At 70.9% G+C, this 24,158-nt stretch carries 20 protein-coding genes; 8 read left to right on the forward strand and 12 right to left on the reverse strand.

The window, feature by feature from the left end; all coding sequences use genetic code 11:
• Nucleotides 1–11 precede the first annotated feature (11 nt).
• The 5 genes from NIE111_RS05950 to NIE111_RS05970 all read right to left on the reverse strand — a co-directional run bounded on the left by NIE111_RS05950 (nucleotide 12) and on the right by NIE111_RS05970 (nucleotide 3,506).
• Nucleotides 12–413, reverse strand: coding sequence for a MoaD/ThiS family protein (locus NIE111_RS05950; protein WP_238683414.1), 402 nt, complete (start codon nucleotides 411–413; stop codon nucleotides 12–14).
• A 65-nt stretch (nucleotides 414–478) separates the two neighbouring features.
• Entirely contained in the window at nucleotides 479–967 is a 489-nt protein-coding gene (locus NIE111_RS05955; RefSeq protein WP_308193634.1) for a M67 family metallopeptidase, read from the reverse strand.
• A gap of 52 nt (nucleotides 968–1,019) precedes the next feature.
• Nucleotides 1,020–1,520 (reverse strand): DUF2017 domain-containing protein, encoded by a 501-nt coding sequence (locus NIE111_RS05960; protein WP_091393575.1) that lies wholly within the window; start codon nucleotides 1,518–1,520, stop codon nucleotides 1,020–1,022.
• The gene (clpS, locus tag NIE111_RS05965) at nucleotides 1,517–1,807 is read right to left on the reverse strand and encodes an ATP-dependent Clp protease adapter ClpS (RefSeq protein ID WP_088946433.1); all 291 of its coding nucleotides are present in this window, start codon (nucleotides 1,805–1,807) and stop codon (nucleotides 1,517–1,519) included. Before clpS ends, NIE111_RS05960 begins: the two co-directional genes overlap by 4 nt.
• A 148-nt stretch (nucleotides 1,808–1,955) precedes the next feature.
• Nucleotides 1,956–3,506, reverse strand: coding sequence for a P-loop NTPase family protein (locus NIE111_RS05970; protein WP_238683415.1), 1,551 nt, complete (start codon nucleotides 3,504–3,506; stop codon nucleotides 1,956–1,958).
• Between the two features lie 194 nt (nucleotides 3,507–3,700).
• Between NIE111_RS05970 and NIE111_RS05975 the strand changes: the two genes are divergently transcribed.
• The 4 genes from NIE111_RS05975 to NIE111_RS05990 are packed head-to-tail and all read left to right on the forward strand — an operon-like array spanning nucleotide 3,701 to nucleotide 9,600.
• Nucleotides 3,701–6,379 (forward strand): LuxR C-terminal-related transcriptional regulator, encoded by a 2,679-nt coding sequence (locus NIE111_RS05975; RefSeq protein ID WP_238683416.1) that lies wholly within the window; start codon nucleotides 3,701–3,703, stop codon nucleotides 6,377–6,379.
• Nucleotides 6,380–6,395: 16 nt separating this feature from the next.
• Nucleotides 6,396–7,682 carry a nicotinate phosphoribosyltransferase gene (locus NIE111_RS05980; RefSeq protein ID WP_238683417.1) on the forward strand — a complete coding sequence of 429 codons (1,287 nt, stop codon included), beginning with the start codon at nucleotides 6,396–6,398 and terminating at the stop codon, nucleotides 7,680–7,682.
• Nucleotides 7,683–7,730: 48 nt separating this feature from the next.
• Entirely contained in the window at nucleotides 7,731–8,312 is a 582-nt protein-coding gene (locus NIE111_RS05985) for an isochorismatase family protein (RefSeq protein ID WP_112638522.1), read from the forward strand.
• 40 nt (nucleotides 8,313–8,352) lie between these two features.
• Nucleotides 8,353–9,600 carry an MFS transporter gene (locus NIE111_RS05990; RefSeq protein ID WP_238683418.1) on the forward strand — a complete coding sequence of 416 codons (1,248 nt, stop codon included), beginning with the start codon at nucleotides 8,353–8,355 and terminating at the stop codon, nucleotides 9,598–9,600.
• Between the two features lie 590 nt (nucleotides 9,601–10,190).
• Here NIE111_RS05990 and ctaD read toward each other — a convergent pair.
• Both ctaD and NIE111_RS06000 read right to left on the reverse strand, forming a co-directional pair.
• A complete protein-coding gene (ctaD, locus tag NIE111_RS05995) occupies nucleotides 10,191–11,951 on the reverse strand; it encodes an aa3-type cytochrome oxidase subunit I (RefSeq protein ID WP_238683419.1) in 1,761 nt (586 codons plus the stop codon).
• A 130-nt stretch (nucleotides 11,952–12,081) separates the two neighbouring features.
• Nucleotides 12,082–13,188, reverse strand: coding sequence for an FAD-dependent monooxygenase (locus tag NIE111_RS06000; protein WP_238683420.1), 1,107 nt, complete (start codon nucleotides 13,186–13,188; stop codon nucleotides 12,082–12,084).
• 299 nt (nucleotides 13,189–13,487) lie between these two features.
• Here NIE111_RS06000 and NIE111_RS06005 point away from each other — a divergent pair, with 299 nt between their 5' ends.
• Both NIE111_RS06005 and NIE111_RS06010 read left to right on the forward strand, forming a co-directional pair.
• A complete protein-coding gene (locus tag NIE111_RS06005; RefSeq protein ID WP_238683421.1) occupies nucleotides 13,488–14,609 on the forward strand; it encodes a glycoside hydrolase family 12 protein in 1,122 nt (373 codons plus the stop codon).
• 118 nt (nucleotides 14,610–14,727) lie between these two features.
• A complete protein-coding gene (locus NIE111_RS06010) occupies nucleotides 14,728–16,284 on the forward strand; it encodes a SulP family inorganic anion transporter (RefSeq protein WP_238683422.1) in 1,557 nt (518 codons plus the stop codon).
• Nucleotides 16,285–16,298: 14 nt separating this feature from the next.
• On the opposite strand, the gene NIE111_RS06015 is transcribed toward NIE111_RS06010, so the two are convergent.
• From NIE111_RS06015 to NIE111_RS06025, 3 genes are all read right to left on the reverse strand, one after another.
• Nucleotides 16,299–17,264: a golvesin C-terminal-like domain-containing protein gene (locus tag NIE111_RS06015; RefSeq protein ID WP_238683423.1), complete on the reverse strand. Its 966-nt coding sequence runs from the start codon at nucleotides 17,262–17,264 to the stop codon at nucleotides 16,299–16,301.
• Complete coding sequence (locus tag NIE111_RS06020; protein WP_238683424.1) at nucleotides 17,264–17,416, reverse strand: hypothetical protein; 153 nt, start codon at nucleotides 17,414–17,416, stop codon at nucleotides 17,264–17,266. The genes NIE111_RS06015 and NIE111_RS06020 overlap by 1 nt, the downstream gene beginning before the upstream one ends.
• Nucleotides 17,417–17,542: 126 nt before the next feature.
• The gene (locus tag NIE111_RS06025; protein WP_238683425.1) at nucleotides 17,543–18,331 is read right to left on the reverse strand and encodes an aldo/keto reductase; all 789 of its coding nucleotides are present in this window, start codon (nucleotides 18,329–18,331) and stop codon (nucleotides 17,543–17,545) included.
• A gap of 94 nt (nucleotides 18,332–18,425) precedes the next feature.
• Between NIE111_RS06025 and NIE111_RS06030 the strand changes: the two genes are divergently transcribed.
• On the forward strand, nucleotides 18,426–19,469 hold the full coding sequence (locus tag NIE111_RS06030) for a DNA polymerase ligase N-terminal domain-containing protein (RefSeq protein ID WP_238683426.1): 1,044 nt from the start codon (nucleotides 18,426–18,428) through the stop codon (nucleotides 19,467–19,469).
• A gap of 14 nt (nucleotides 19,470–19,483) precedes the next feature.
• Nucleotides 19,484–20,674: a threonine synthase gene (locus NIE111_RS06035; RefSeq protein ID WP_238683427.1), complete on the forward strand. Its 1,191-nt coding sequence runs from the start codon at nucleotides 19,484–19,486 to the stop codon at nucleotides 20,672–20,674.
• A gap of 51 nt (nucleotides 20,675–20,725) precedes the next feature.
• Here the strand turns inward: NIE111_RS06035 and NIE111_RS06040 are convergent, their stop codons facing one another.
• On the reverse strand, nucleotides 20,726–22,096 hold the full coding sequence (locus tag NIE111_RS06040; RefSeq protein ID WP_238683428.1) for a pectate lyase: 1,371 nt from the start codon (nucleotides 22,094–22,096) through the stop codon (nucleotides 20,726–20,728).
• A 253-nt stretch (nucleotides 22,097–22,349) separates the two neighbouring features.
• Nucleotides 22,350–24,149 carry a glycoside hydrolase family 15 protein gene (locus NIE111_RS06045; RefSeq protein ID WP_238683429.1) on the reverse strand — a complete coding sequence of 600 codons (1,800 nt, stop codon included), beginning with the start codon at nucleotides 24,147–24,149 and terminating at the stop codon, nucleotides 22,350–22,352.
• Between the last annotated feature and the right edge of the window lie 9 nt (nucleotides 24,150–24,158).

The following is a 24,158-nucleotide window of genomic DNA, read 5'->3' on the forward strand; positions in this document are numbered from 1 at the left end:
GGCGGCCGACCTCAGCGAGCCGCGACGGCGTCGCGAGCCACCGCGGCGGCGACACTCTGCGAGCTGATGCTGTGCGAGCTGATCGCCGCTGCCGCCGCGCTGTGCGAGCTGATCGCCGCTGCGGCGGCGAAGCCGAACGCGCCGCCTGCCACCGCCGGCAGGATGGTGACGCTGTCGCCGTCGGAGAGCTTCGCGTCGAGCGCGCCGAGGAAGCGGACGTCCTCGTCGTTCACGTAGACGTTGACGAAGCGGTGCAGCGTGCCCGCGTCGGTGATCAGCCGGCCGCGCAGACCGCCGTGCCGGGAATCCAGGTCGGTGAGCAGATCGGCGAGCGTGTCGCCGGAGCCGTCGACGACCTTGGCGCCGCCGGTGTAGCTGCGCAGGATGGTGGGGATGCGAACCTCAATGGCCATGATGGGGAACTCCTCGATCGGGTGTGCCTACGGTGACGGGACGAGACGGCTGCGGCGCTGACAGGTCAGCGGCCGGAACACTCGTAATCGACCGTCGCCGGGCTCTGCCCGAACATGTAGGACTGGACGGCGTGCGGGTCGACACCGGCCTCCACGACACGGACCGGCTCCTCGGTGACCACGCCGTCGACGATCCGGAACGACCGGATCTCCTCCGAGTCGGGCTCACGGGTCGAGACGAGCAGGTAGTGCGCCCCCGGCTCACCGGCGAAGGAGACATCAGTCCGTGACGGGTACGCCTCGGTGGCGGTGTGCGAGTGGTAGATGACGACGGGCTCCTCGTCCCGGTCGTCCATCTCCCGCCACACGCGCAGGTGCTCCATCGAGTCGAACTCGTAGAAGGTCATCGACCGCGCGGCATTGTCCATCGGGATGTGCCGGGTCGGGGTGTCGCTGCCGATGGGACCGGCGACCACGCCGCACGCCTCGTCAGGGTGATCCCGGCGCGCGTGGGCGACGATCGCGTCGATGATCGACCGGTCGATGCTCAGCACGTGCACCAGCCTAACGCCTGCCGGGCACGGGCCGAAGTGGTGCCGGTCACGCCTAGTCGATCAAGGCGTTGAGCAGCGACTCCTGTAGATACCCGAGATAGGCGTAGACCGAAAGCTGGAACACCCTGCTGGAACCCGGGTCCTCGGCGACCGCGTCGTCCAACTCCTCGCCCAGATCCGTGCCGTCCTTGATCTCCAGGCGGACGCCCATCGCGAGCCGGGCGTCGTTCAGTGCCCGCAACCACGCCTCGGCGGCCTCGGCGTCCAGCCGCACCTCGCCACCGGCGTCGTCCGGCAACGCGGCCAGGATCGCCCCCGCCTGATCGATCTTCGCGGTCTTCAGGTCGCCCTCGGTGTAGCGGCGAAACTCGGCGGTGCCCGGGGCGTCCTGTGGGTAGACCGCCGGAAAGAGCCGACCGACCACCGGGTCGGTGTGGTCGAAGCCATCGGTGAGCAGACCCACCACCTCGGAGGCGACCTTACGCAGCACCCGCACCTCGTCGACGGCGAAGACGGCGACGTAGTGACCCGCCTGGCGATGGAACATGCTCATGATCTGTCCACCGTCGCCCACAGCCCGTACGCGTGCAGCTGCGACGCGTCGTGCTCCATCCGTTCGCGGGCGCCGGTGGAGACCACGGCACGGCCCTTGTGGTGCACGTCCAGCATCAGCTGTTCGGCCCTCTCCCGGCTGTAGCCGAAAAGCTTCTGGAAGACCCAGGTCACGTACGTCATCAGATTGACCGGGTCGTCCCACACGATCGTCACCCACTGCCGGTCGGACGCCGGCACCTCGTCAGTGTCCGGCGTCTCGACCGGTGCAACCTGCGGAGCCGCCATGCCCCCCATCGTGCCACCGGTTTCCCGGAACCGAGGAACCGGAACGCCGGCCCGGCGCGGATCACCCACCCCGGGCCCTCCCGACCCGCCCCGGACGCCATCGGAGGTGGGGTCCGGCCCGGACCCGGACCAACCGGTGGGCGCGCCGTCAGGCGAGCAGAATGCCGTGATCGACTGCATCGGAGAGCACCACGCCCAGCGAGAGGCGGATCACCTCGAACCGTCGGGAGATCTCCCTGGACAACCCCAACTCGACCTCGCGCACCGCCCGTTGTGACCAGGCCCGTGCCGCGCTGTGGTCGCCGTTGCCGGGCGTACGCCACTGCTGCCAACACCCGCCGGAGAGAGCCACCGCAATGGGCGGAAGCACCTCGTCCCGGTAAGCGACCGGATAGCTGGCTGCGGCGTCGATCGCCTCCAGGCCGGTCAACTCGGCCACGCCGGCCGTGCTGGTGATCAACAGCACCTTGTCCAATTCGTGGCCGGGCCGGTGATCGGCCAGGCCGAACTGCACCGCGGTGGCGATCCGGCGTCGCACGCCTTCGTCCGGCGTCGCGCCGAGCACCTGGGACGCGACGTCGGTCATGATGCCGCGCACCGCCTGGTCGCACTGCGCGGTGGCCAACAACGACAACGCCGCCATCTCCCGGTCGAGGAGATCCGCTAGGCCGACACAGCCGACGCCGAACACGATCTCCTGAACGGCCCGAAGGTGGATGTTCGCCAACTCCAGGGCGAGGTGCTGGCGGATCCGCTGAGCGCACGAGCGGGCCTGACGGTCGAGCCGCTCGGACCAGTCACCCGGATCGGCGGCCACGGCGACGCGGCCCTGCTGGCCCGGCAGGACCGGTGGGTCGACGCTGGCCCGCCGCAACCCCTCACGCGACGCCCAACCCACCAGCGCCCGCCGCAGGTCGGCGGCGGTGTCGGCGCCGTCGACCGGGAACCACCGCGCGCCGGCCAGCGCCGGCACCGCGGCCAGGAGGGCCGCCCGATGCGCCTCCACCGTCACCGCGACCGCGTCCACCTCGGTCTCCGCACCCCCGACCGGCGGGACGGACGCCCCCGCGCCCTCCGTAGTCGCCGTGCCGTCGGACACCGGAGCCCACCCCGCCGCGCCGGGGGTGACCGCGAAGACGACCTCCACCGAGGTCGGGGCGACTTCGGCGAGCAGGTTCAACTCGGCGGCGGTGAAGGCCTGGTCGGCGGCGATCACGAAGAGCAGCGCGCCAGCTCGGCCCGCCGCTTCGAGCAGCACCCGGGTGCCGGACACGCCGAGGGTGGCGGTGTCCGGAACGTCGACCAGGGTGAAGTGCCGCAGCAGCGGCTGGGGCACGCTCAGCTCGACACGCCGGGGCGGGCGGGCCAACGCCGGACCGGCCGCGTCCCGGTCCGCGCCGTACGAGTGTGGCTGGCGGTAACCGGGCACGAACGCCGCGCGGGTGGGCACCTTGGCGTCGCGCACCACCAACCAGCTGCCCGCCGGCACCGTGAGCATGACCGGGTCGAGCCCGAGCAGGGTGGCGAGCACGGCGCGCCGCTCGGCACCGGCCGGGCCGACGGCGACCACACCGAGCGGCTCGTCCGGGGCGGCGCCCGACACGCCGACCCTGGTGGGCAGAGGGCCGCAGGTGGGTAGGTCGGCCGGGCCGGTCATGTCGCCCGGCGAATCGACCGAGGGGAGAGGGCCCTGCTTCATCAGGTGCCTCCCATTGCAGGTGACCGTGGGTCCGGTCGCGACAATTCCGGTACGTCAACCCGGATGTCGGAAGACTACGGGCGGGCTGGCAACCGGGCGGAACACCTCGAATACTCACCGGTAATTGTGCGATTACTCAACTTCGCACGGTGACGGTACGGGCGCGGACGGATTCCGGTCGATATGCTGCGCGAATGAGTCGATGGGAGTTCGTCGGCCGCACGGTTGAGCTCAACCGCCTGCTGGAGGCGGTGACCGGTGAGGCCGGCCGTGGGCTCTTCTTCAGCGGCAGCGCTGGCATCGGCAAGAGTCGTCTGCTGCGCGAGGGCGTGGGCGCGTTGCCCACCGACCGGTTCGCGATCTGGTCCATCGCCGCCAGCGCCACCACCGCGGCGCTGCCGTTCGGTGGGCTGGTCCAGGTCCTCCCCGCCGAGCAGCCCCAGGGCCTCTCCCCTGCGGGCATCCTGCGCTGGGCGCTCAACGTGCTGCAACAGCAGGCGGCCGGCCGGCGGATCGTGCTCGCCATCGACGACGCCCACCTGCTCGATCCCCCCTCGGCCGCACTTGTGCATCTGGTGGCCCGTGCCGAAAACGCCACAGTGGTCGGCACCCTGCGCGACGGCGAGCAGATCCCGCTGCCGATCCGCGCACTCTGGACCGACGACCTGGTCGAGCACGTCGAGCTGACCCCGATGCCGCAGGAGGAGACCACCGACCTGCTGGCGGCGATCCTGGGCGGCCCGGTCGACGCCGGCTCCGCCGACCGGCTCGGCCGGCTGTCGGCCGGCAACCCGCTGCTGCTGCGCGAGCTGGTGCACGCCGCCAACGGCAGCGCCGAGTTGAAACGCGCGTACGGGATCTGGAAGTGGACCGGGCGACTGGAACTGGCGCCCAACCTGACCGACCTCATCGACACCCGGGTCGGCAAGCTCACCGACGGCGTCCGCGCGGTCGTCGAGCTGGTCGCGTTCGGCGAACCACTGGGCCTGCACCTCCTCAGGCAGGCCGCCGAACAGTCGGACGTGGAGACCGCCGAGGAACGCGGGCTGATCACCGTCGTACAGCACGACCGGCGCACCGACGTCCGGCTGGCGCACCCGCTCTACGGCGAGGTGATGCGCCGTCGCTGCCCGGTCAGCCGCACCCGCCGACTTCAGGCGCACCTCGCCGAGTTGCTTGAGCAGGTCGGCAAACGCCGACGCGACGACCTGTTGCGGGTGGCCGTCTGGCGACTCGACTCGGGCACCGCACAGGATCCGGCTCTGCTGCTGGACGCCGCGGTGCAGGCGTTCACCCGCTACGACGTGCCGCTGGCGACCCGCCTGGCGCGGGCCGCACTGCACGCTGACGGCGGCTACGACGCGGCGGAGCTGCTGGCCACCATCCTGATGTTCGCCGACCGGCCCGAAGAGGCGATCGACGTCCTCGACGCGGTCACCCCGGAGCCCGGCGACGAGCGGCGGCTCTGCCGCTGGCTGACCGTACGCGGCATGGTCAGCTACTGGGGGCTGAGCCGGGAGTCCACGGTGGAGGAGATCGCAAGCCGCGTCGAGCAGCTCAGCGACTCCGCCGACCGGTCCCGCGTGCACGCCTTCGAGGCGATCATGCGCCTGCACCGACTGGACACGGCCACCGCGGTGCAGCTCAGCCGACGGGTACTGGACCGGCCGGCGGCCGGCGTCGCCGCCCGCGAGCTGGCCCGATCGACCATCGCGTACGTCCAGGCCGCGCAGGGCGAGCTGGCCCGCAGCGGTACGGCGATCGCCCAGGTGCACTCGGCCGCGGCGAGCTGGCGCACCGACATGCCGTACCTCCAGTTGGCCCTGGAGCTGGCCCGAGGCACCCGGCTCATGCTCACCGGCGACCTGGCCGGGATCGACGCGATAGTGGCCGACGAGTTCGCCGACCTCGCCGGAGCCGGCGACTTCCGCCTCGGCACCGGTTACCTGGCCATCCTTCAGGCGTACGCGGCCCGGCTGCGCGGGCAGAGCGACGCGGCCATGCGGACCTCGCTGGGCGCCTGCGCGGTGTTGGCCACGAGTCGGGTCTACGCCGGTCTGGCCCAGGCCGAACGCGCCCAGGCGGCGGCGCTGCGCGGTGACGCCGCGCAGGCGGTTGCGGCGATGGCCGAAGCCGACCGCACCCACGCGCCGGGCATGGCGGTGCTCTACCCGTGGCTGGAGCAGGCCCGGGGTGCGTCGCTCGCCGTCTCGGGCGACCTGCCGGGCGCTGTCAAACACCTCGGTGACCTGGTGGATCGGCTGCGCTCGGACGGCTTCGCCGGGCACGAGGTGCATGTCCTGCACGACCTCGTCCGACTCGACCAGGCGGGCATGGCGGTCGGTCCCACCTGCTCCGACGGTGGTCGGCGCACCGTCGCGCAGCGCCTCGCCGAGCTTTCCGAGCGGGTCGACGGTGTGCTCCCGCCGCTGTTGGCCCGGCACGCCCGCGCCGCGGTGACCGACTCCGCCGCCGATCTGCTCGCGGTCGCCGACGACTACGCCGCCCTGGAGTTGACCGTGTACGCCGCCGAGGCGACCTCCCAGGCCGTCCAGCGGCTGCGTCGTCAGCACTCGGCTGCCGCCAACGACGCCCGGGAGCGCCTCGCCGGGTTGCTCGGGCGCTGTGACCTGATCCGGACGCCGGCGCTCCAGGCCGGTGCGCCAGTGCTCACCGAGCGGGAGTGGCAGGTGGCGCGCCTCGCCGCGCACGGCGCTCCCAGCCGGGCCATCGCCGAACGGCTCTACCTGTCGGCGCGCACGGTGGAGAACCACCTCCAGCGGATCTACGCCAAGCTCGGCGTCACCGGCCGGGCCGAGCTGTGGGCGGCGTTGCGCTCGATCCCGGGCCACGACGGCGGCGACCCGAGCTGAACCTTAGGCTGGGGCGGTGAGCATCCACCGCCCCGCGCTCCTGACCGACCACTACGAGCTGACAATGGTCAGCGCGGCACTGAAGGACGGCACCGCCGACCGCCGGTGTGTCTTCGAGGTGTTCAGCCGCCGGCTGCCCAGCGGCCGCCGGTACGGCGTGGTCGCCGGGACGACCCGGCTGATCGAGCTGATCCGCGACTTCCGGTTCGACCCCACCGAGGTCGAGTTCCTGCTGCGGACCGGTGTGGTCGACGAGACGGCGGCGGCGTGGCTCACCGACTACCGCTTCACCGGCGACATCGACGGGTACGCCGAGGGTGAGCTGTTCTTTCCCGGTTCACCGATCCTCACCGTCTCCGGCGGCTTCGCCGAATGTGTGGTGCTGGAGACGCTGGCGCTGTCAGTGCTCAACCACGATTGCGCGGTGGCCGCCGCGGCGGCCCGGATGGTGACAGCGGCGCGGGGCCGGACGCTGATCGAGATGGGGTCGCGCCGGGCACACGAGGAGGCGGCGGTGGCCGCGGCGCGGTCCGCGTACCTGGCCGGGTTCCGGTTCACGTCCAACCTCGCCGCCGGCGCGCGCTACGGCATCCCGACGGCCGGCACTGCTGCGCACGCGTTCACCCTGCTGCACGACGACGAGCGGGCGGCGTTCGCCTCGCAGGTCGCCACGCTGGGCAAGGACACCACGCTGCTGGTCGACACGTACGACATCAGCCAGGGCATCCGCAACGCCATCGCGGTGGCCGGGCCGGACCTGCGGGCGGTACGAATCGATTCCGGCGACCTCGCGGTGATCGCTCAGCAGTCCCGGGAGTTGCTCGACTCGCTGGGCGCCACCGAGACCAAGATCATCGTTTCGGGTGACCTGGACGAGTACGCGATCGCCTCGCTGGCCGCCGAACCGGTGGACATGTACGGCGCCGGCACGGCCGTTGTCACCGGCTCCGGGGCACCGACCGCCGGGCTGGTCTACAAACTGGTCGAGGTCGAGGGACGGCCGGTGGTGAAGCGCTCCGAGCACAAGGCCACCATCGGCGGCCGAAAGGTGGCGGTGCGCCGGCACAAGCCGACCGGCACCGCCACCGAGGAGGTCATCGTCCCGCAGGGCGTTCCCGACCGGCAGCCCAACGACCGCCTGCTCCAGCAGTCGTACGTGGTCGCCGGCGAGTCGGTGCCGCTGCCCACCCTCGACGAGTCTCGGGAGCACCTGCGGGAGTGTCTGATCTCCATCCCGTGGGAAGGGCTGAAACTTTCGGCCGGCGATCCGGCCGTGCCGGTCACCGTCGTGCCCGCTGGCTGAGTCATCCCCGAGCACCACCGACCAACAGTGCGGAGAGAGGAACCCCCCATGGCCAACGCGCTCATCATCGTGGACGTGCAGAACGACTTCTGCGAGGGCGGTTCGCTGGCCGTCGCCGGCGGCGCAGGGGTGGCCGCCGGCATCTCCCGGTTACTCGCCGCCGAGCCGGACCGGTGGACGCATGTGGTCGCCACGAAGGACTACCACGTCGACCCGGGAGCCCACTTCGGCGATCCGCCGGACTTCGTGGAGTCCTGGCCCCGGCACTGCGTGGTCGGCACCACCGGTTCGGAGTTCCACCCGGAACTGGACACCGCCCGGGTCGAGGCGATCTTCCACAAGGGCGAGCACGCGGCGGCGTACTCCGGTTTCGAGGGGCATGCCGACGACGGCGAGTGCCTGGCCGACTGGCTGCGCCAGCGCGACGTGGACCGGGTCGACGTGGTCGGCATCGCCACCGACCACTGCGTCCGGGCGACCGCGCTGGACGCCGCCCGGGAGGGATTCGCCACCACAGTGCTGCTGGAGTTGACCGCCGCCGTCGCCCCGGCGACCACCGACGTGGCCCTGCGCGCCATGGAGGGCGCCGGGGTGATCATGCAGGGTCAGCCTGTGATCAGGGCCGCATGAGGCGCTAATTGGTTGGCCAAGGGGCCGCCGCCGGTCGAAGATGGCGCCGGAGGTACGGACCCACGTGAACATGAAGCCTTACCGGCGGGCGCTCGCCCTGCCCGGTCTGCGGTCGCTGCTACTGGTTGCCGTCCTCGCCCGCATCCCGCTCACCGCGACCGGGGTGACGTTGACCTTCCACGTGGTGCTCGATCTTGATCGGGGCTACGGGGCGGCCGGCCTGGTGGGTGCGGCGGTCACAGTGGGCGCGGCGATCGGCGGGCCGCTGCTCGGCCGACTCGTGGACCGGCGTGGACTGCGCCCGGTCCTGGTGCTCACCGCGATCGCCGAGGCGATCTTCTGGTCCACCGCGCCGACGCTGGCGTACCCGGTGCTCCTGCCTGCCGCCTTCGTGGCCGGTTCCCTGGCCCTGCCCATCTTCTCCGTGGTCCGTCAGTCGATCGCCGCGCTGGTCCCCGAGGACCAACGCCGCCCGGCCTACGCACTGGACTCGATGTCGGTGGAGCTGTCCTTCATGATCGGCCCGGCGTTGGCGGTGGCCCTGGTCACCGCGATCTCCGCGCAGACCACCATGTACCTGGTCGGTGGCGGCATCGTCGCCGCCGGGATCGCCCTGTGGGTGGTCAACCCACCCATCCGGGAGGCCACCGAGCCCACCGGCCCACAACGCCGCGTGCCGCGCCGGGAGTGGCTGACCCCCCGGCTGCTCGCCGTCCTGGCGCTCAGCGCCGCGGCGACCCTGGTGCTCGGGGGCACCGACGTGGCGGTGGTCGCCGTTCTGCGGGCCAGCGGCGAGGTCGGGTGGACCGGCGCGGTCCTGGCCATCTGGGCGGTCGCCTCGCTGGCCGGCGGTTTCGCGTACGGGGCCGTACACCGCTCGTTCTCCCCGCTGGCACTGACCGCCGCGCTGGCAGTGTGCACCATTCCGGTGGGGCTGGGCGGCGCGCACTGGTGGCTGCTGTGCCTGGCGCTGATCCCCGCCGGAGCGCTCTGCGCGCCGACCATCGCGGCCGGCTCGGACGCCGTCAGCCGCCTGGTTCCGGCCGAGGTACGCGGTGAGGCGATGGGTCTGCACGGCTCCGCCGTCACCGTCGGCATCGCGGTCGGTGCGCCGCTCGCCGGCGCGGTGATCGACGCCAGCGCGCCACTCTGGGGCTTCGTGGTGACCGGTGCGCTCGGCGCGCTGGTCACTGTGGTGGTGCTCCCGATCGAGCTGCGCCGCCGCCGCATCGCCGAGGCGGCCACCCCGCCGCCCGCCGAGGCCGACCTCTCCCCCGCCGCCCGCTGACCACCCCGCCGTCGCGCGAAGCTGAAGGTCGGCGTCCCTGCTCTGCCGGAACGACGCATTGCCACACTGGTAGGCGATCCACCTCGACCGCACCGACAGCCGGCACACATGCTGACGGCAGATATACCTGTGAGGCATATTTATGACTCACAGGTATATCGCTCGTCAGCACTACCGTCACCTGGAGATCCGGCCACGCTGGTGCCACGCGGGCCCGGCCGGCAGGGCCAAGCGGATCCAGCCGAAGCAGGCCAACCGGCGGGACCAGGCCAGGGCTAGACGGACCCAAGCCGGGCTGGCCGAGTCAGGCCGGCCTGGCGGACTGGAGCCGAGGCTATACAGCCGTCAGGGTCATCAGGGAAATGCTCCGCAGCCCAGCCGCGCCAAGCAAGGGCAGGGCGGGCAGGGCCGATCCAGGCCGGGCAGGGCGGGCAGGCGGGCAGGCGGAACTGCGGTAGACAGCCCGCCGGTGAGCGACGCGGAGCGGCTGGAACGCGGCGAGACGCGCGAGTGACAGTGGGCTGGGCATGGCGACGGGCGCCGCTCCCGGTGTCCCGGGGGCGGCGCCCGTCGTACTGCTGAGCTGAGCGTCAGTGCCTGTCGGCGTCGCTCGCGGTGTCCTCGCGGTAGCTGGCCCCGCCGTCCGACTCGCTGGTGAGCGGCTTGGCGCCACCCTCCGGCGGGCCGGCCAGGCTCTGACCACCGGCCGCCAACTCCGGGAACTTCGCGTCGAACGCCGGCCGCTCGGAGCGGATCCGCGGCATCCGGTCGAAGTTACGCAGCGGCGGCGGGCTGCTGGTCGCCCACTCCAGCGAGTTGCCGTGACCCCAGGGGTCGTTCACCTCGACCACCGGGCCGGTCTTGTACGACTTCCAGCAGTTGTAGATGAACGGCAGCGTGGAGATACCGGTGATGAACGCGCCGATCGTGGAGATCGTGTTCAGCGTGGTGAAGCCGTCGCTGGGCAGGTAGTCGGCGTACCGACGGGGCATGCCCTCGTTGCCGAGCCAGTGCTGCACCAGGAACGTGGTGTGGAAGCCGATCATGGTGAGCCAGAAGTGCACCTTGCCCAGGCGCTCGTCGAGCATCCGGCCGAACATCTTCGGGAACCAGAAGTAGATGCCCGCGAAGACCGCGAACACGATGGTGCCGAAGAGCACGTAGTGGAAGTGCGCCACCACGAAGTACGAGTCCGACACGTGGAAGTCGATCGGCGGGCTGGCCAGCAGCACACCGGTGAGACCACCGAAGAGGAAGGTCACCAGGAAGCCGACCGCCCAGAGCATGGGGGTCTCGAAGCTGATCTGGCCCCGCCACATGGTGCCGATCCAGTTGAAGAATTTCATACCGGTCGGCACGGCGATCAGGTAGCTCAGGAAGCTGAAGAACGGCAGCAGCACCTGGCCGGTGGCGAACATGTGGTGCGCCCAGACGCTCATGGAGAGCGCGGCGATCGCGACGGTCGCGGCGACCAGACCCTTGTAGCCGAAGATCGGCTTGCGGGAGAAGACCGGGATGACCTCGCTGATGATGCCGAAGAACGGCAACGCCACGATGTAGACCTCGGGGTGCCCGAAGAACCAGAACAGGTGCTGCCAGAGCATCGGCCCACCGGTTGCCGGGTCGTACACGTGCGCGCCGAGGATCCGGTCCGCGGCGAGCGCGAACAGCGCGGCGGCCAGCAGCGGGAAGACCAGGATCACCAGGAGGCTGGTGACCAGGATGTTCCACGTGAAGATCGGCATCCGGAACATGGTCATGCCGGGCGCGCGCAGGGTCAGCACAGTGGTGATCATGTTCACGGCGCCGAGGATGGTGCCCAGGCCGGAGATGGCCAGACCCATGATCCACATGTTCGCGCCGACGCCAGGCGAGTGTTCGACGCTGCTCAGCGGCGCGTACGCGAACCAGCCGAAGTCGGCGGCGCCGCCCGGGGTGATGAATCCGGCGGTCGCCATCGTCCCGCCGAACAGGTACAGCCAGTAGGCGAAGCTGTTCAGCCGGGGGAAGGAGACGTCGGGCGCGCCGATCTGGATCGGCACGATGTAGTTCGCGAACGCGAACACGATCGGCGTCGCGAAGAACAGCAACATGATCGTGCCGTGCATCGTGAAGAGCTGGTTGTACTGCTCCGGCGACAGGAACTGCAGCCCGGGTCGGGCCAGCTCAGCACGCATGACCAGAGCCATCAGGCCACCGATCATGAAGAACGCGAACGCGGTGATCATGTACATGATCCCGATTTGCTTCGCGTCCGTGGTTCGCAGCAGCCGCGCGATGGCCGACCCCTTGACCGGCTCCCGGACCGGCCAGGGCCGGGTCACGACCGGCTTGGGTGCGACGGTGGTCACGAGTGGCCTCCGGTTCTCGGTTGTCCCGCTCGGCACACGCTGTTTATCGGCGGGCCGTCATCCGCAAGGAGGATAGTCCCCGGCAGGTCGCAGCGCCGCGTGGGGTGGCGTGACACGATCTACTACGGGCCTACAGCGGGCCGAGCAGGAGCCGGTAGTGCTCCCCGAAGATCCGGTCGCCGCGTCCGCGCAGCAACGGGTCGCGCAGCGCCGGCGGGACGTCCCTGGTGCGGTTGCGGTCCCGGGTCCGGTCCCGCACCCATCGGGTACGCGGACGGCGACGACTCTCGTACGCCACGAGCGCCGCCTCCACGCTGTTGGCGGCGCGCAGCGACTCGGCCAGCACCACGGCGTCCTCCAAGGCCATGGCCGCACCCTGCGACAGCGTCGGCGCGGTGGCGTGCGCGGCATCGCCGACCAGCAGGACACGCCCTCGGTACCAGCGGCCCAACTCCACCTCGTCGGTGATCCCGACGTGCACCTCGTCGAGGGCCGCCAGCACCTCGGGTACCGGGCCGCGGTAGTCGGCGAAGAGGTCCCGCAGTCGGGCCAGCGGGTCGGCGGGTTCCTCGGTGCCGGCCTCGTCGGCGTAGAGGTGCAGCCGCCCGGCACCGATCGGCACCATCAGGAACCCGGAACGCTGGCCGAGCAGTGCGGTCCACTCGGTGACCGGTGGACCGTCGCGCAGGACGGCCCGGTAGACCACCTGCCCCACCGGGCGCGGCGGCCCACCGAGCGCGGCCAGCGCGCGGACCGAGGAGCGTGGCCCGTCGGCGCCGATGACCAGGTCGTACTCGCTGGTGGTGCCATCGGTGAAGGTGACGCCGACAGCGCCCGGGAGCAGGTCCAGGGTGCGGACCTCGGCGCCGTGCCGGACGGCGCCACCGGCACCACTGAGCAGCACCCGGTGCAGGTCGGCCCGGGGCAGCGCTCGGCATTCGCCGACGCCGGTCCAGAGTGCGTCGAGGTCGACCTCGCAGAGTTGCGCGCCCGCGGCGTCGAAGAACCGCTGCCGGCGGATCACCTGCCCGATCGGCCGGACCGGGTCGTGCAGGTCGAGCCGGTGTAGGGCGCGGGCGGCGTTGCCGGGCAGGTAGAGACCGGTCTCGGTGGACTCCCCCGGTGGCAGCTTGTCGGTGACGTCGGGCCGGAAGCCCGCCAGGCGCAGCGCCCGGGCTACGGCCAGGCCGGCGATGCCCGCGCCGACGACGAGGATGCGCAGGGGGGAGCCACCCATGGTGGTGTACGCCTCCGGAGGGGGAGCGGCACGCGTTGGAGGCAACACGCTACTCGGAGCGATCGGCGCACACCAGGCCCAATCGGCCCGCACCCCGCCGCTCGTCGGTGACCCGCGCCGCTTGGCTGGCCGTCCGTGGCCAGCCGTCCGGCGGGGCATGGCAATCCTCACAATTCACCAGTTCGACGCGGACGGTTGCGCAGCAGTTTCAGACATGTAAATGTGTCGTTGAGCGTGGGAGCGCTCCCGCACTGCCCCACCACATCCGGCGCCCGGCACGCGCCGAGTCGAGGAGTGTCATGAAACGTCAACTTCGGGCCCTGGCCGCCGCCGGGTTGCTGGTCGCCAGTTCGCTGGTGGCAGTAGCCCTCGGAGGCAGCGCCTCCGCCGACACGCAGATCTGCGAACAGTACGGCTCGACAGTCATCCAGGGCCGCTACGTGGTGCAGAACAACCGCTGGGGCACCACCGCCCAGCAGTGCATCAACGCCACCAACAACGGCTTCGAGATCATCACCCAGAACGGCAGCAGCCCCACCAACGGCGCGCCCACGGCGTACCCCTCGGTGTTCCTCGGTTGTCACTACACCAACTGCTCCCCCGGCACGAACCTGCCGATCCAGGTGAGTCAGATCAGCAGCGCCACCAGCAGCATCTCCTACCGCTACGTCAGCGGCGCCACCTACAACGCGTCGTACGACATCTGGCTGGACCCGTCGCCGAAGCGGGACGGGGTGAACCAGATGGAGATCATGATCTGGCTCAACCGGCAGGGCCCGATTCAGCCCATCGGATCGGTCGTCGGCACCACGAACCTGGCCGGCCGCACCTGGGAGGTCTGGCGGGGCAGCAACGGCTCCAACAACGTCATCTCCTACGTCGCGTCGTCGGCGATCTCCAGCCTGAACTTCAGCGTGCTGGACTTCATCAACGACACCCGCAACCGGGGTGCGATCACCAACTCCTGGTACCTGACCAGCATCCAGGCCGGCTTCGAGCCGTGGCAGGGCGGCGCCGGCCTCGCGGTGACCTCGTTCTCGGCAAACGTCAACGGTGGCGGCCAGCCGCCGACCAACCCGACGACCCCGCCGCCGAGCGGTGGCGCGAGCTGCGCGGTGAAGTACACGGCGAACTCGTGGAACAACGGCTTCACGGCCGACGTGCAGATCACCAACACCGGGTCCAGCGCGATCAACGGTTGGACGCTGGCCTACAGCCTGCCCGGTGGGCAGCAGGTCACCAACGCCTGGAACGCCACTGTGAGCCAGAGCGGGTCGACGGTGACCGCCCGCAACACCGGCCACAACGGATCGGTAGCACCCGGCGGCACGGCCAGCTTCGGCTACCAGGGGACGCTGAGCGGCTCGTACTCGTCGCCGACCAGCTTCTCGCTCAACGGGGCAACCTGCTCCCGCAACTGAGCCGACACCACGATGTGCGGGGGCGTGACCTGGTCGGTCACGCCCCCGCACGTCGTTGGTCGCGGGTGAAAGAATCACGCTTAACTATGCATTAATATTATTTGAGTACCTTCCGAACATGTCGGTCAAAGCCCTATTTCGGCACGATGTCCCCTCGTCGATCGTTGTCTTCCTGATCGCCATCCCGTTGTCCCTCGGCATCGCTGCCGCCTCCGGAGCACCCCTGCTGGCCGGGCTGATCGCCGCCGTCGTGGGCGGGATAGTCGCCGGCGCGCTCAGCGGCGCGCCGCTCCAGGTCAGCGGACCGGCGGCTGGGCTCACCGTGATCGTCGCGGGCACCATCGCCGAGTTCGGCTTCGCCGGCACCGCCGCGATCGTGACCCTCGCCGGGCTGCTGCAGATCCTGCTGGGCATCACCCGCCTCGGGCGGGCCGCGCTCGCCCTGTCGCCGACTGTCGTACACGGGATGCTGGCCGGCATCGGTCTGGTCATCGCGCTGAGCCAGGTCCACGTAGCGCTCGGCGGCGCGCCCCAGAGCTCGGCGTGGGCGAATCTCCGCGACCTACCCGGCCAGGTCGCCGACTACCACAGCGTGTCCGTGCTGCTCGGCGCGCTGACCATGACCCTGCTGCTGGTCTGGGCACGGCTGGTCAAGACCACCATGCTGCCGGCGACCCTGGTGGCGGTGGTGGTTGCCACAGTGGTCGCGACGGCCCTCGGTGCCGACGTGGAGCGGGTGAACCTGCCCGCCAACCCCTTGAACGCGCTCACCTTCGCCCGCTGGCCCAATTCACCGCTGTGGGAGGTCCTCCCGGCAGTCATCACCATCGCCCTGGTGGCGAGCGTGGAATCTCTTCTCTCGGCGGTGGCCGTCGACCGCATGCACCACGGCGCACGGGCGAACCTCGATCGCGAACTCATCGCTCAGGGCGCCGCGAACGCCGTGTCCGGGACGCTCGGCGGCCTCCCGGTCACCGGCGTCATCGTGCGCAGCTCGGCCAACGTCGCGGCTGGGGCACGCACCCGCGCCTCGGCCATCCTGCACGGAGTCTGGATCGCCGGGTTCGTGATGGCTGGCGCCGTACTGCTGGAAATGATCCCGATGGCCGTGCTCGCCGCCGTCCTCGTGGTGGTCGGCCTGCGACTGGTGAGCCTCGCCCAGATCCGCACGTACGCCCGGCACCGGGAACTGCCCATCTACGTGATCACCGCGGTCGGCGTTGCCGCGACCGACCTGCTCATCGGGGTCGGGCTCGGCATGGCGACGGCGGTGCTCTTCATGTTGTGGCGGCTTGCCCGGTGCGAGATCCACGTCACCGAGCCGAACTCCGGCAGTTGGCTCGTGTCGATCATCGGAACACTCGCCTTCGTCGCCTCCGGACGACTCACCCGCCGGCTCACCGCCCTGCCCCCGGGGCAGCACGTCGTCCTCGAACTACACCTGGACTATCTCGACCACGGCGCCTACGAGACCATCCGCGACTGGCAGGCGTCCTACACGCGGTCCGGCGGCACCGTCCAGGTCAACGAGGTACACGGCTCGTGGTTGCACCGTGCGGGCACCGACGGGCTCGGCACCGGCAAACGCACCTCCCCGTGCGTGGCTCGGGGTCGCCAGTCTCCGGATGCGCATGGGCACGTTGCACCGTCCCTCGCAAACCCTCGGGTTCCGTGAAACCAGAACCGTCGTCAGACGCGGGTGAGGCGTACGGCGTCGGCGACGACCAGGCCGGTGGCGTTGCTCCACCGGCTCACGCCGACCCGGTTGGCGTCACCGGCCGGGAGTGTGAACGTGCCGAGGACCCGCCACTGCCCACCGGTGGCCCGTTGGTCGACCCGGACGGTCTGGTTGCCGGCGCTGGTGGCGACGATGTACGGGGCGGCGCTGTTGTAGCCGGAGTTCGCCGGCCACCAGGCCTCGACCCGGTAGCTGGCGGTGGCCGGGACGTTGAACCGGTACCACGCGACGTCGCTGGCGGCGACCGGGTCCGCGTAGCGGTAGTCGGCACCGTAGCGCTGACTGGAGTACGACGACACGCCCCAGTTGGCGCTGGCGGTGAACCGACCGCTGGTGGTGTTGTCGACAGTGGAGGACCAGGCCGTGCCGCCGCCGGCCATTCTCGCCGCCACGTCGGCGCGCATGACGTTCAGGTCGATGAAGGACGGGTCGATCTTGCCGCTGGTGCTGGTCTCCCGGTGGCCCCGGGCGTAGCTGCTGTCCCGGCCGAGCCGGGTGAGCACGGCGGCCGTGGCGGCGAGCGACGCGTTGTACTGCGCGGCGGTCATCTCCTGGTTGACGCCGTTGTAGTCGATCTCCCACCCGATCATCAGGGTGTTGCCGTCACCGGCCGGGATCGGCCCGCTGCCGCCGCTGACTCCGGCGTGGTTGCACCGGCCGGCCGAGATGACGTGGAAGACACCGTTGTAGTCGACGAGCGCCTGGCACAGCGGGCCCGGCAGGTCGGACCGGCCGTTGATGCAGATGCCGAGCGCCGGGTGCGGGTTGCTGGCGCTGGAGGTCGAGGCGGTGTGGTGCCAGAGCACCCCGATCGGGTCGAACGAGCCGGGCCGCATCCGGTTGAGCCAGTCCCCCTCGACCACTACCTGGACCCCGGCGGCGCGCAGCACGTCCACCAGCCAGGGAATGGTCGCCATCAGGCGTCCTGAAGCAGGTCGGCGAGGCACTCGGCCTTCGGCGCGGCGCTCGCGGCGGCGGGTCGGGCGACGACTGTCAGCGCGGCGACCACCAGGGCGGGGATGCCGAGCACCCCACGGCGGGGCAGACGGATGGACGGGGTTCGGGCCATGGCGATCCTCCAGCGACGGCGGGTACGAACGGATCGACGAACGTGATGACGGGGACGCTATACCGTCACGTACGTCGATGTCGATACCCTTCATTGCCGGTTCACGGGTTGAAGGAATTCGCCGGTTCAGACCTCGCCGAGCGCGTCGATGTCGCGCATCTCCTCCGCCGTGAGCGAGAAGTGGAAGACGTCGAAGTTGGCGGTGATCCGCTCCGGGGTCACCGACTTCGGGATCACCACGATCTCGTGGTCGATGTGCCACCGCAGCACCACCTGCGCCGGGGACACGCCGTGCGCGCCGGCGATCCTGGTCAGCACCGGGTCACTGAGGTCGCTGGTCTTGAACGGGCTGTACCCCTCCAACACCACGCCCCGGTCCCGGTGCTCGGCGTGCCGCTGCCGGTCGTACAGCGACGGACTCCACCGGATCTGGTTGACCGCCGGGTTCTCCTCGGTGGACTGGATCAGCTCGTCGATCTCCGCGGTGCTGTAGTTGCTCACCCCTACCGCCCGGGCCAGGTTCTCGTCGCGGGCGGCGAGCAGCTCGCGCCAGAGCGGGATGCTGTCCCCCGGCGACGACGGCGGCCAGTGGATCAGCCAGAGGTCCACGTGCTCGACGCCGAGCGCCTCCAGGCTGGCCTCCAGCGTCGCGCGCTCCCGGCCCACCCGGTCCGGCGGGATCTTGGTGGTGATGAAGAGGTCCTCGCGGCGCAACCCGCTCTCCCGTACCGCCCGGCCGACCTCCCGCTCGTTGCCGTAAACGGTGGCGGTGTCGAGGTGCCGGTAGCCGGTGTCGAGCGCGGCCAGCACGGCGTCGTAACCGGCCTGGCCGGTGGCCTGCCAGGTGCCGAAGCCGAGCAGGGGCATCCGCACGTCACCGGGGAGCAGGGCGGTGGGCTGGTCGGTGAGGTCCATGAGGTCCGTTCTACCCCGCCGCGCCCTCGGCCGCCGAGCGAACCGGACACTCCGGCCTCCAGCGCACCGGTCCGGATTGCCGGAGAATGCTTGTGTGACCGACCGGCTGGACGAGTACCGGCGACGGCGGGACGCGGCCCGAACACCCGAGCCGGTGCCGTCGGCGAGCCCGCCGCCGTCCGGTGCTGACGCCGAACGCTTCGTCATTCAGCAGCACCACGCTCGCAGCCTGCACTGGGACCTGCGACTGGAGCGCGAGGGTGTGCTCGCCTCGTGGGCGGTGCCACGCGGTCTGCCCCGCGATCCGGGTCGCAACCACCTCGCCGTACACACCGAGGACCACCCGATGGAGTACCTCGACTTCGCCGGTGAGATCCCCGCCGGTGAGTACGGCGGCGGCCGGATGCTGATTCACGACCGGGGCACCTACCGCTGCGAGAAGTGGCGCGACGACGAGGTGATCGTGACGCTCTCCGGTGAGCGGACCGCCGGCCGCTACGTCCTCTTCGCCACCGGAGGACGCGACTGGATGGTCCGCCGCACCGACCCCGCGCCGCCGGGCTGGACGCCGATGCCGGAGGTGGTCCGACCGATGCACACCACGCCCGCCGCCGGGCTCCCCCGCGACCGCGCCGCCTGGGGGTACGAGCTGCGCTGGGACGGCGTCCGGGCGATGGCGTACGTCTCCGGCGGGCGACTGCGGCTGCTCTCCGAGACCGACGAGGAGATCACCGGCGGGTATCAGTGGCTGCGCGCGATGGCCGAGGCGCTCGCGCCCACCGAGGCGGTGCTCGACGGTGTGCTGGTCCGCATCGACGGTGCCGGGCGGGTCCGCCCGGTACGGCCGGCCACCGGCAGCCGGGTCCCCGCCGGCGCCCAGTACCTGATCGTCGACCTGCTGTGGCTGGAGGGCGTGAGCAGCGTCGACGTGCCGTACACGCAACGTCGCGAGCTGCTCGATGGGCTGGTCTTGTCCGGTACGCACTGGCAGACTCCGCCGTGGTTCCCGGGCGCGGGCGACGAGGCCCTGCGTGCCGGGCGGGAACAGGGCCTGCCGGGCGTGGTCGCCAAGCGACTGGACTCGGTCTACCAGCCGGGGCGGCGCAGCCGGCACTGGCTGAGCATCGACGCGGTGTGACGGCGAGGAGCGACGTGTACCTGACTCACCTGGACTGCCCGCGCTGCGGCAAGGAACACGCCGCCGACCGGTTACAGAATCTCTGCGAGTGCGGGTCGCCGCTGCTGGCCCGCTACGACCTGCCGGCCGTGGCGAAGGCGGTCACCCCGGAACGCTTTCCGCTGCGCCCGGCCGACCTGTGGCGCTACCGGGAGGTCCTGCCGGTAGCCGACCCTCGGCACGTCACCACGCTGGGTGAGGGCTGGACGCCGCTGTTGCGGGCTCCGGCGTACGGCACGGAGATCGGCATCGCGGACCTGATGGTCAAGGACGAGGGGCTGGTCCCGACCGGCTCGTTCAAGGCCCGGGGCGCGGCGGTCGGGGTGAGCCGGGCCCGCGAGCTGGGCGTCGAGCGGATCGCGATGCCTACCAACGGCAACGCCGGGTCGGCCTGGGCCACGTACGCCGCGCGGGCCGGAATGGGCGCGACAATCGTCATGCCGCTGGAGGCGCCGACCATCTGTCGGCGCGAGTGCGTCGCCGCCGGTGCCGACCTGCGCCTGGTCGACGGGCTGATCGGCGACGCCGGTCGGCGGGTGGCCGAGCTGATCGCGGAGTCGAACGGGGCGATCTTCGACGCCGGCACGCTGCGCGAGCCCTACCGGTTGGAGGGCAAGAAGACGATGGGGTACGAGATCGTCGAGCAGCTCGGCTGGCAGACACCGGACGTGATCATTTATCCCACCGGCGGCGGGGTCGGCCTGATCGGCATCCACAAGGCGCTGCACGAGCTGCGCGAGCTGGGCTGGATCGGCGACAAGCTGCCCCGGCTGGTGGCGGTGCAGTCCACCGGCTGCGCGCCGATCGTGCGGGCCTTCGCCGCCGGCGAGGATCGGGCCCAGCCGTGGGCGGACGCGCACACTGTGGCATTCGGCATCACGGTACCGGCCCCGCTGGGCGACGAGCTGATCTTGGCGGCGCTGCGGGAGTCCTCCGGTACGGCAGTCGCCGTCGACGACGCGGACATCCTGGCCGATCTGCGGGACTTCGCCGCCCGGGAGGGGCTGCTGCTCTGCCCGGAGGGGGCGGCCTGCCTCACGGCGGCCCGGCAACTGCGCGCGGGCGGGTGGATCCGGGCCGGCGAACGGGTGGTGGTGCTCAACACCGGTGCCGGGTTGAAGTACCCGGACACTGTCGACGTCTCCGGCGTACCAGTGATGGGTTGAGGTGACGGCGCCCCGCGGACCGGGCGGTACGCGGGACGCCGTCGTGCCGGTCTACTGGTAGGTGATGTCCGAGGGTGAGTAGAGGCAGTTGACGCCGTCGGCGCCCTCGCCGATCTCGGTCGGCTCGCCGCCCTTCGGCACGCCCTTGTACTTCACGCAAATCGACGTCTCCCGGTCCGGGTCGCCGACGATGGTGATCCGGCTGAACCGGGCCGTGTCGCCCCAGTTGGTGTTGATGCCGGCGATCGCGTCGGTGTTCCGGACGATCACGTTGTCGATCACCACGTGCCGCTGGTACGACGTGGAGCAGTTGCCGCAGGCGCGGTAGAGCTTGCCGGCGTTCTCCACCCGGAAGTTCTTGATGTAGACGGTGCCCGAGCCGTTGTGCTGGAAGACCTTGTCGCTGGCGGAACGGGCCCCACCGCCGTCGACGGTGTACGTGGTGCCGCCGCGGAAGGTCGCCGCGTCCTCGCCGACGTCCTCCCACCAGACGTTGATCAGGGTGCAGTTGCCCTCGCAGTGCACGCCGTCGCCGGCCGGAGCACCGATGATCACGTTGCGCAGGGTGGCGCCCGCGGCCAGCTCGAACATCGGGTCCTGGCTCTCGCCCTGCCCGCCGTCACCGATGCCGTAGTAGCGCTTGAGCCCACCGTCGAACGAGCCGGAGACCGGGATCGTGGCGTCCACCTTCTGGCTGCCGGTGGGCGTCGGCCAGCCAGCCGGCGGAGGCGTGGTGGTCGGCGGCGGCGTGGTGGTGGGTGGCGGAGTGGTCGTCGGTGGCGGAGTCGTCGGGGTGCCGCCGCCGGACGAGTCGACCGACACGTCGTCGAAGCCGCCACTGGCGTACGCGGTGACCAGGCCGATCCGGCCCGCACCGGCCAGGCTGTTGCTGCCGGACGCGATCTGGGTGCCGTTGACGAAGCCGCGGATGGTGCTGCCGCTGGTCTCGATGCGCAGGTTGTACCAGGTGCCGGTGCCGACGCCCAGAGCTGCGGAACCGATCGCCGTGACGGAGCTGCCGTTGACCGCCTGGAGTTCGGCCCGACCGGAGCCGAGCAGGGCCAGCCGGTACATCTTTGTGCTGCTGGTGGAGCGGGCGGCGAGCCCGACCAGGGCACCGGACGAGCCGAAGCTCGTGGGCCTGACCCGGGCCTGCACGGAGTAGTTGGTCCAGCTGGTCTGGCCGGCGAACTGCCGGGCCAGCTCGCTGCCGGCGTTGGACTGGTTGAGCACGCCCGAGCCGTCGACGGCCCAGGTGCCGCCGGACTTGGACCAGCCGGAGGTGTCGCCGTCGGTGAAGTCGTCGCTGAAGACGGTGGCCGCGAAGGCCGAGGTCATGCCGGCGGCGAGGGCCGCAGCGGTCACCCCGGCACCGACCGCCAGCAGGAGTGGTCGGCGGCCGGAGAGTCGTCTTTTCTGCACAGGTGTCCTCCTTGACGCATGTGGTGGTGATCCCTCGGCCGCCGTACCGAGACGTGCTCGCACGGCGTGCTGCGCTGAACGGGATCGGTGTGCGCCCCCGTCGGACGCCCGGATCCGAGGCGGGGTGAGGCGGGTTCAAGACCCTGGGGAAAGGGCTTTCCCGATGCTTCGAGGCTAGGACTGTCCAACCATCAACGTCAATGCCTGGCGTTTGCAGGTCTGTTGCAGGATTCCGGGGCGCAACGCCGACCGCTCAGTAGCTCTCCGGCTCGGTGATCCGCCACGCCGCGTTGATCAGCCCGATGTGCGAGAGCGCCTGCGGGATGTTGCCGAGCTGCGTGCCGGTGGTCAGGTCGATCTGCTCGCTGAACAACCCCACGTCGTTGGAGTACCCGACGACTCGCTCGAAGAGCGCCTCGGCGCGCTGCGGCTCACCCGTCATCACCAGACATTCCACCAGCCAGAACGAGCACAGCAGGAATCCGGCCGGGTCGGTCGTCCAACGCCGCAGCAGGCCGTCCTCGGTGCCCAGCTCGCGCTCGACCATCGCGATCGTCGAGCGCATCCGCGGATCGGTGGCCGGCAGGAAGTGCGTGACCGGCAGCGCGAGCACCGAGGCGTCCAGCTCCGCCGATCCGAACGCGCCGGTGAACGCCCCGATCCGTTCGTTCCACCCCTCGCGCAGCACGGTGTCGCGGATCTCGTCGCGTACCCGCGCCCAGCGATGCGGGTCGGCCCGATCACCGAGCCGGTCGGCGAGCCCCACCGCCCGGTCCATCGTCAACCAGCAGGACACCTTGGACGAGACGTACTGGCGTTCCTCGTCGCGGGTCTCCCAGATGCCCCGGTCCGGCAGGTGCCACGTAGCGGCCACCTGCTCGGTCAGCCCGAGCACCATCTCCCGCAGCTCGTCCTCGAACCGTGCGCCGAGGTAGTCGCGCAACCGCCACACCGCCGACATCACCTCACCCGGCACGTCGAGCTGCCGCTGCCGCCAGGCGTCGTTGCCGACCCGCACCGGTCGACTGTCACGGTAGCCGCGCAGGTGGTTGCAGTGGTGTTCGGAGAGGTCGCGTTCCCCCTCCAGCCCGAAGAGCACCGGCACTGGCTCATCACCGAACCGGCCGATCGAACGGGTCGCCCAGGCGAACAACCGGGACGTCTCGTCGGGGCAGGCCGCCACCCAGAGAGCCCGCATGGTCAACGAGAAGTCCCGCAGCCAGGAGTAGCGGTAGTCGTAGTTCCGGTCGCCACCGATCTGCTCCGGCAACGAGGTGGTCAACGCGGCGGCGACCGCGCCACTGCGGGCGTACGTGAGGCCGGTCAGGACAGTCGAGCTGTGTTTGACGAGTTCGGGGTATCGGCCGGAGTACCCGTGCGTCTCCCGGAACGCCTGCCACGCCTCCGTCGTCTCGGCGAGGGTGGTCAGCGGGTTCACCCGGGCCGGCGGGTCGCCGTACGCCTCGCCGAACGCGAGGTCCATCCCGATGACCTGACCGGCGGAGACCTCGAACTCGTGGGTCACCCGGTCGGTGCCCGCCCGCAGGTGCAGGCCCCCGGCGCGCAACATCAGCACCACCGGGCCGGCGCCGGCCAGCACCCCGCCGTCCGGCTGCTCGTGCAGGTACGGCGTGAGCAGGCCGTACTCCGGGCGGGGCGCGAAGTCCAAGGCCATCCGTACCCGCCCGGAGAGCCCCTCGACCACCCGGATCAGCACCGCGGGTGAGTTCTTGCCCAGCTCGTGGGCGCGGGCGCCGACCTCGGCGGCCAGCGCGTCGGTGACCGCCACGCTGCCATGCGGGGTGTGGTGCACAGTCCGCAGCACCAACGTGTCCGGCAGGTACGCACGCTCCACCCGGTGACCCGGACCGCCGAACCCGACCGGCGCCAGCCGGAAGTGGCCGGCCCTCGGGTCGAGCAACCGCGCGAACACGGACGATCCGTCGAACCGGTGCGGGCACCACCAGTCGATCGAGCCGTCCTTGCCGACCAGGGCACCCGAACGAGAGTCCGAGAGGAACCCGTAGTCGGAGATCTGCGGCTGCTGCTCCACCCGCCGGGG

Origin of the sequence: Micromonospora hortensis (assembly GCF_022230935.1) — a bacterium.
Classification (GTDB): Bacteria; Actinomycetota; Actinomycetes; order Mycobacteriales; family Micromonosporaceae; genus Micromonospora; species Micromonospora hortensis.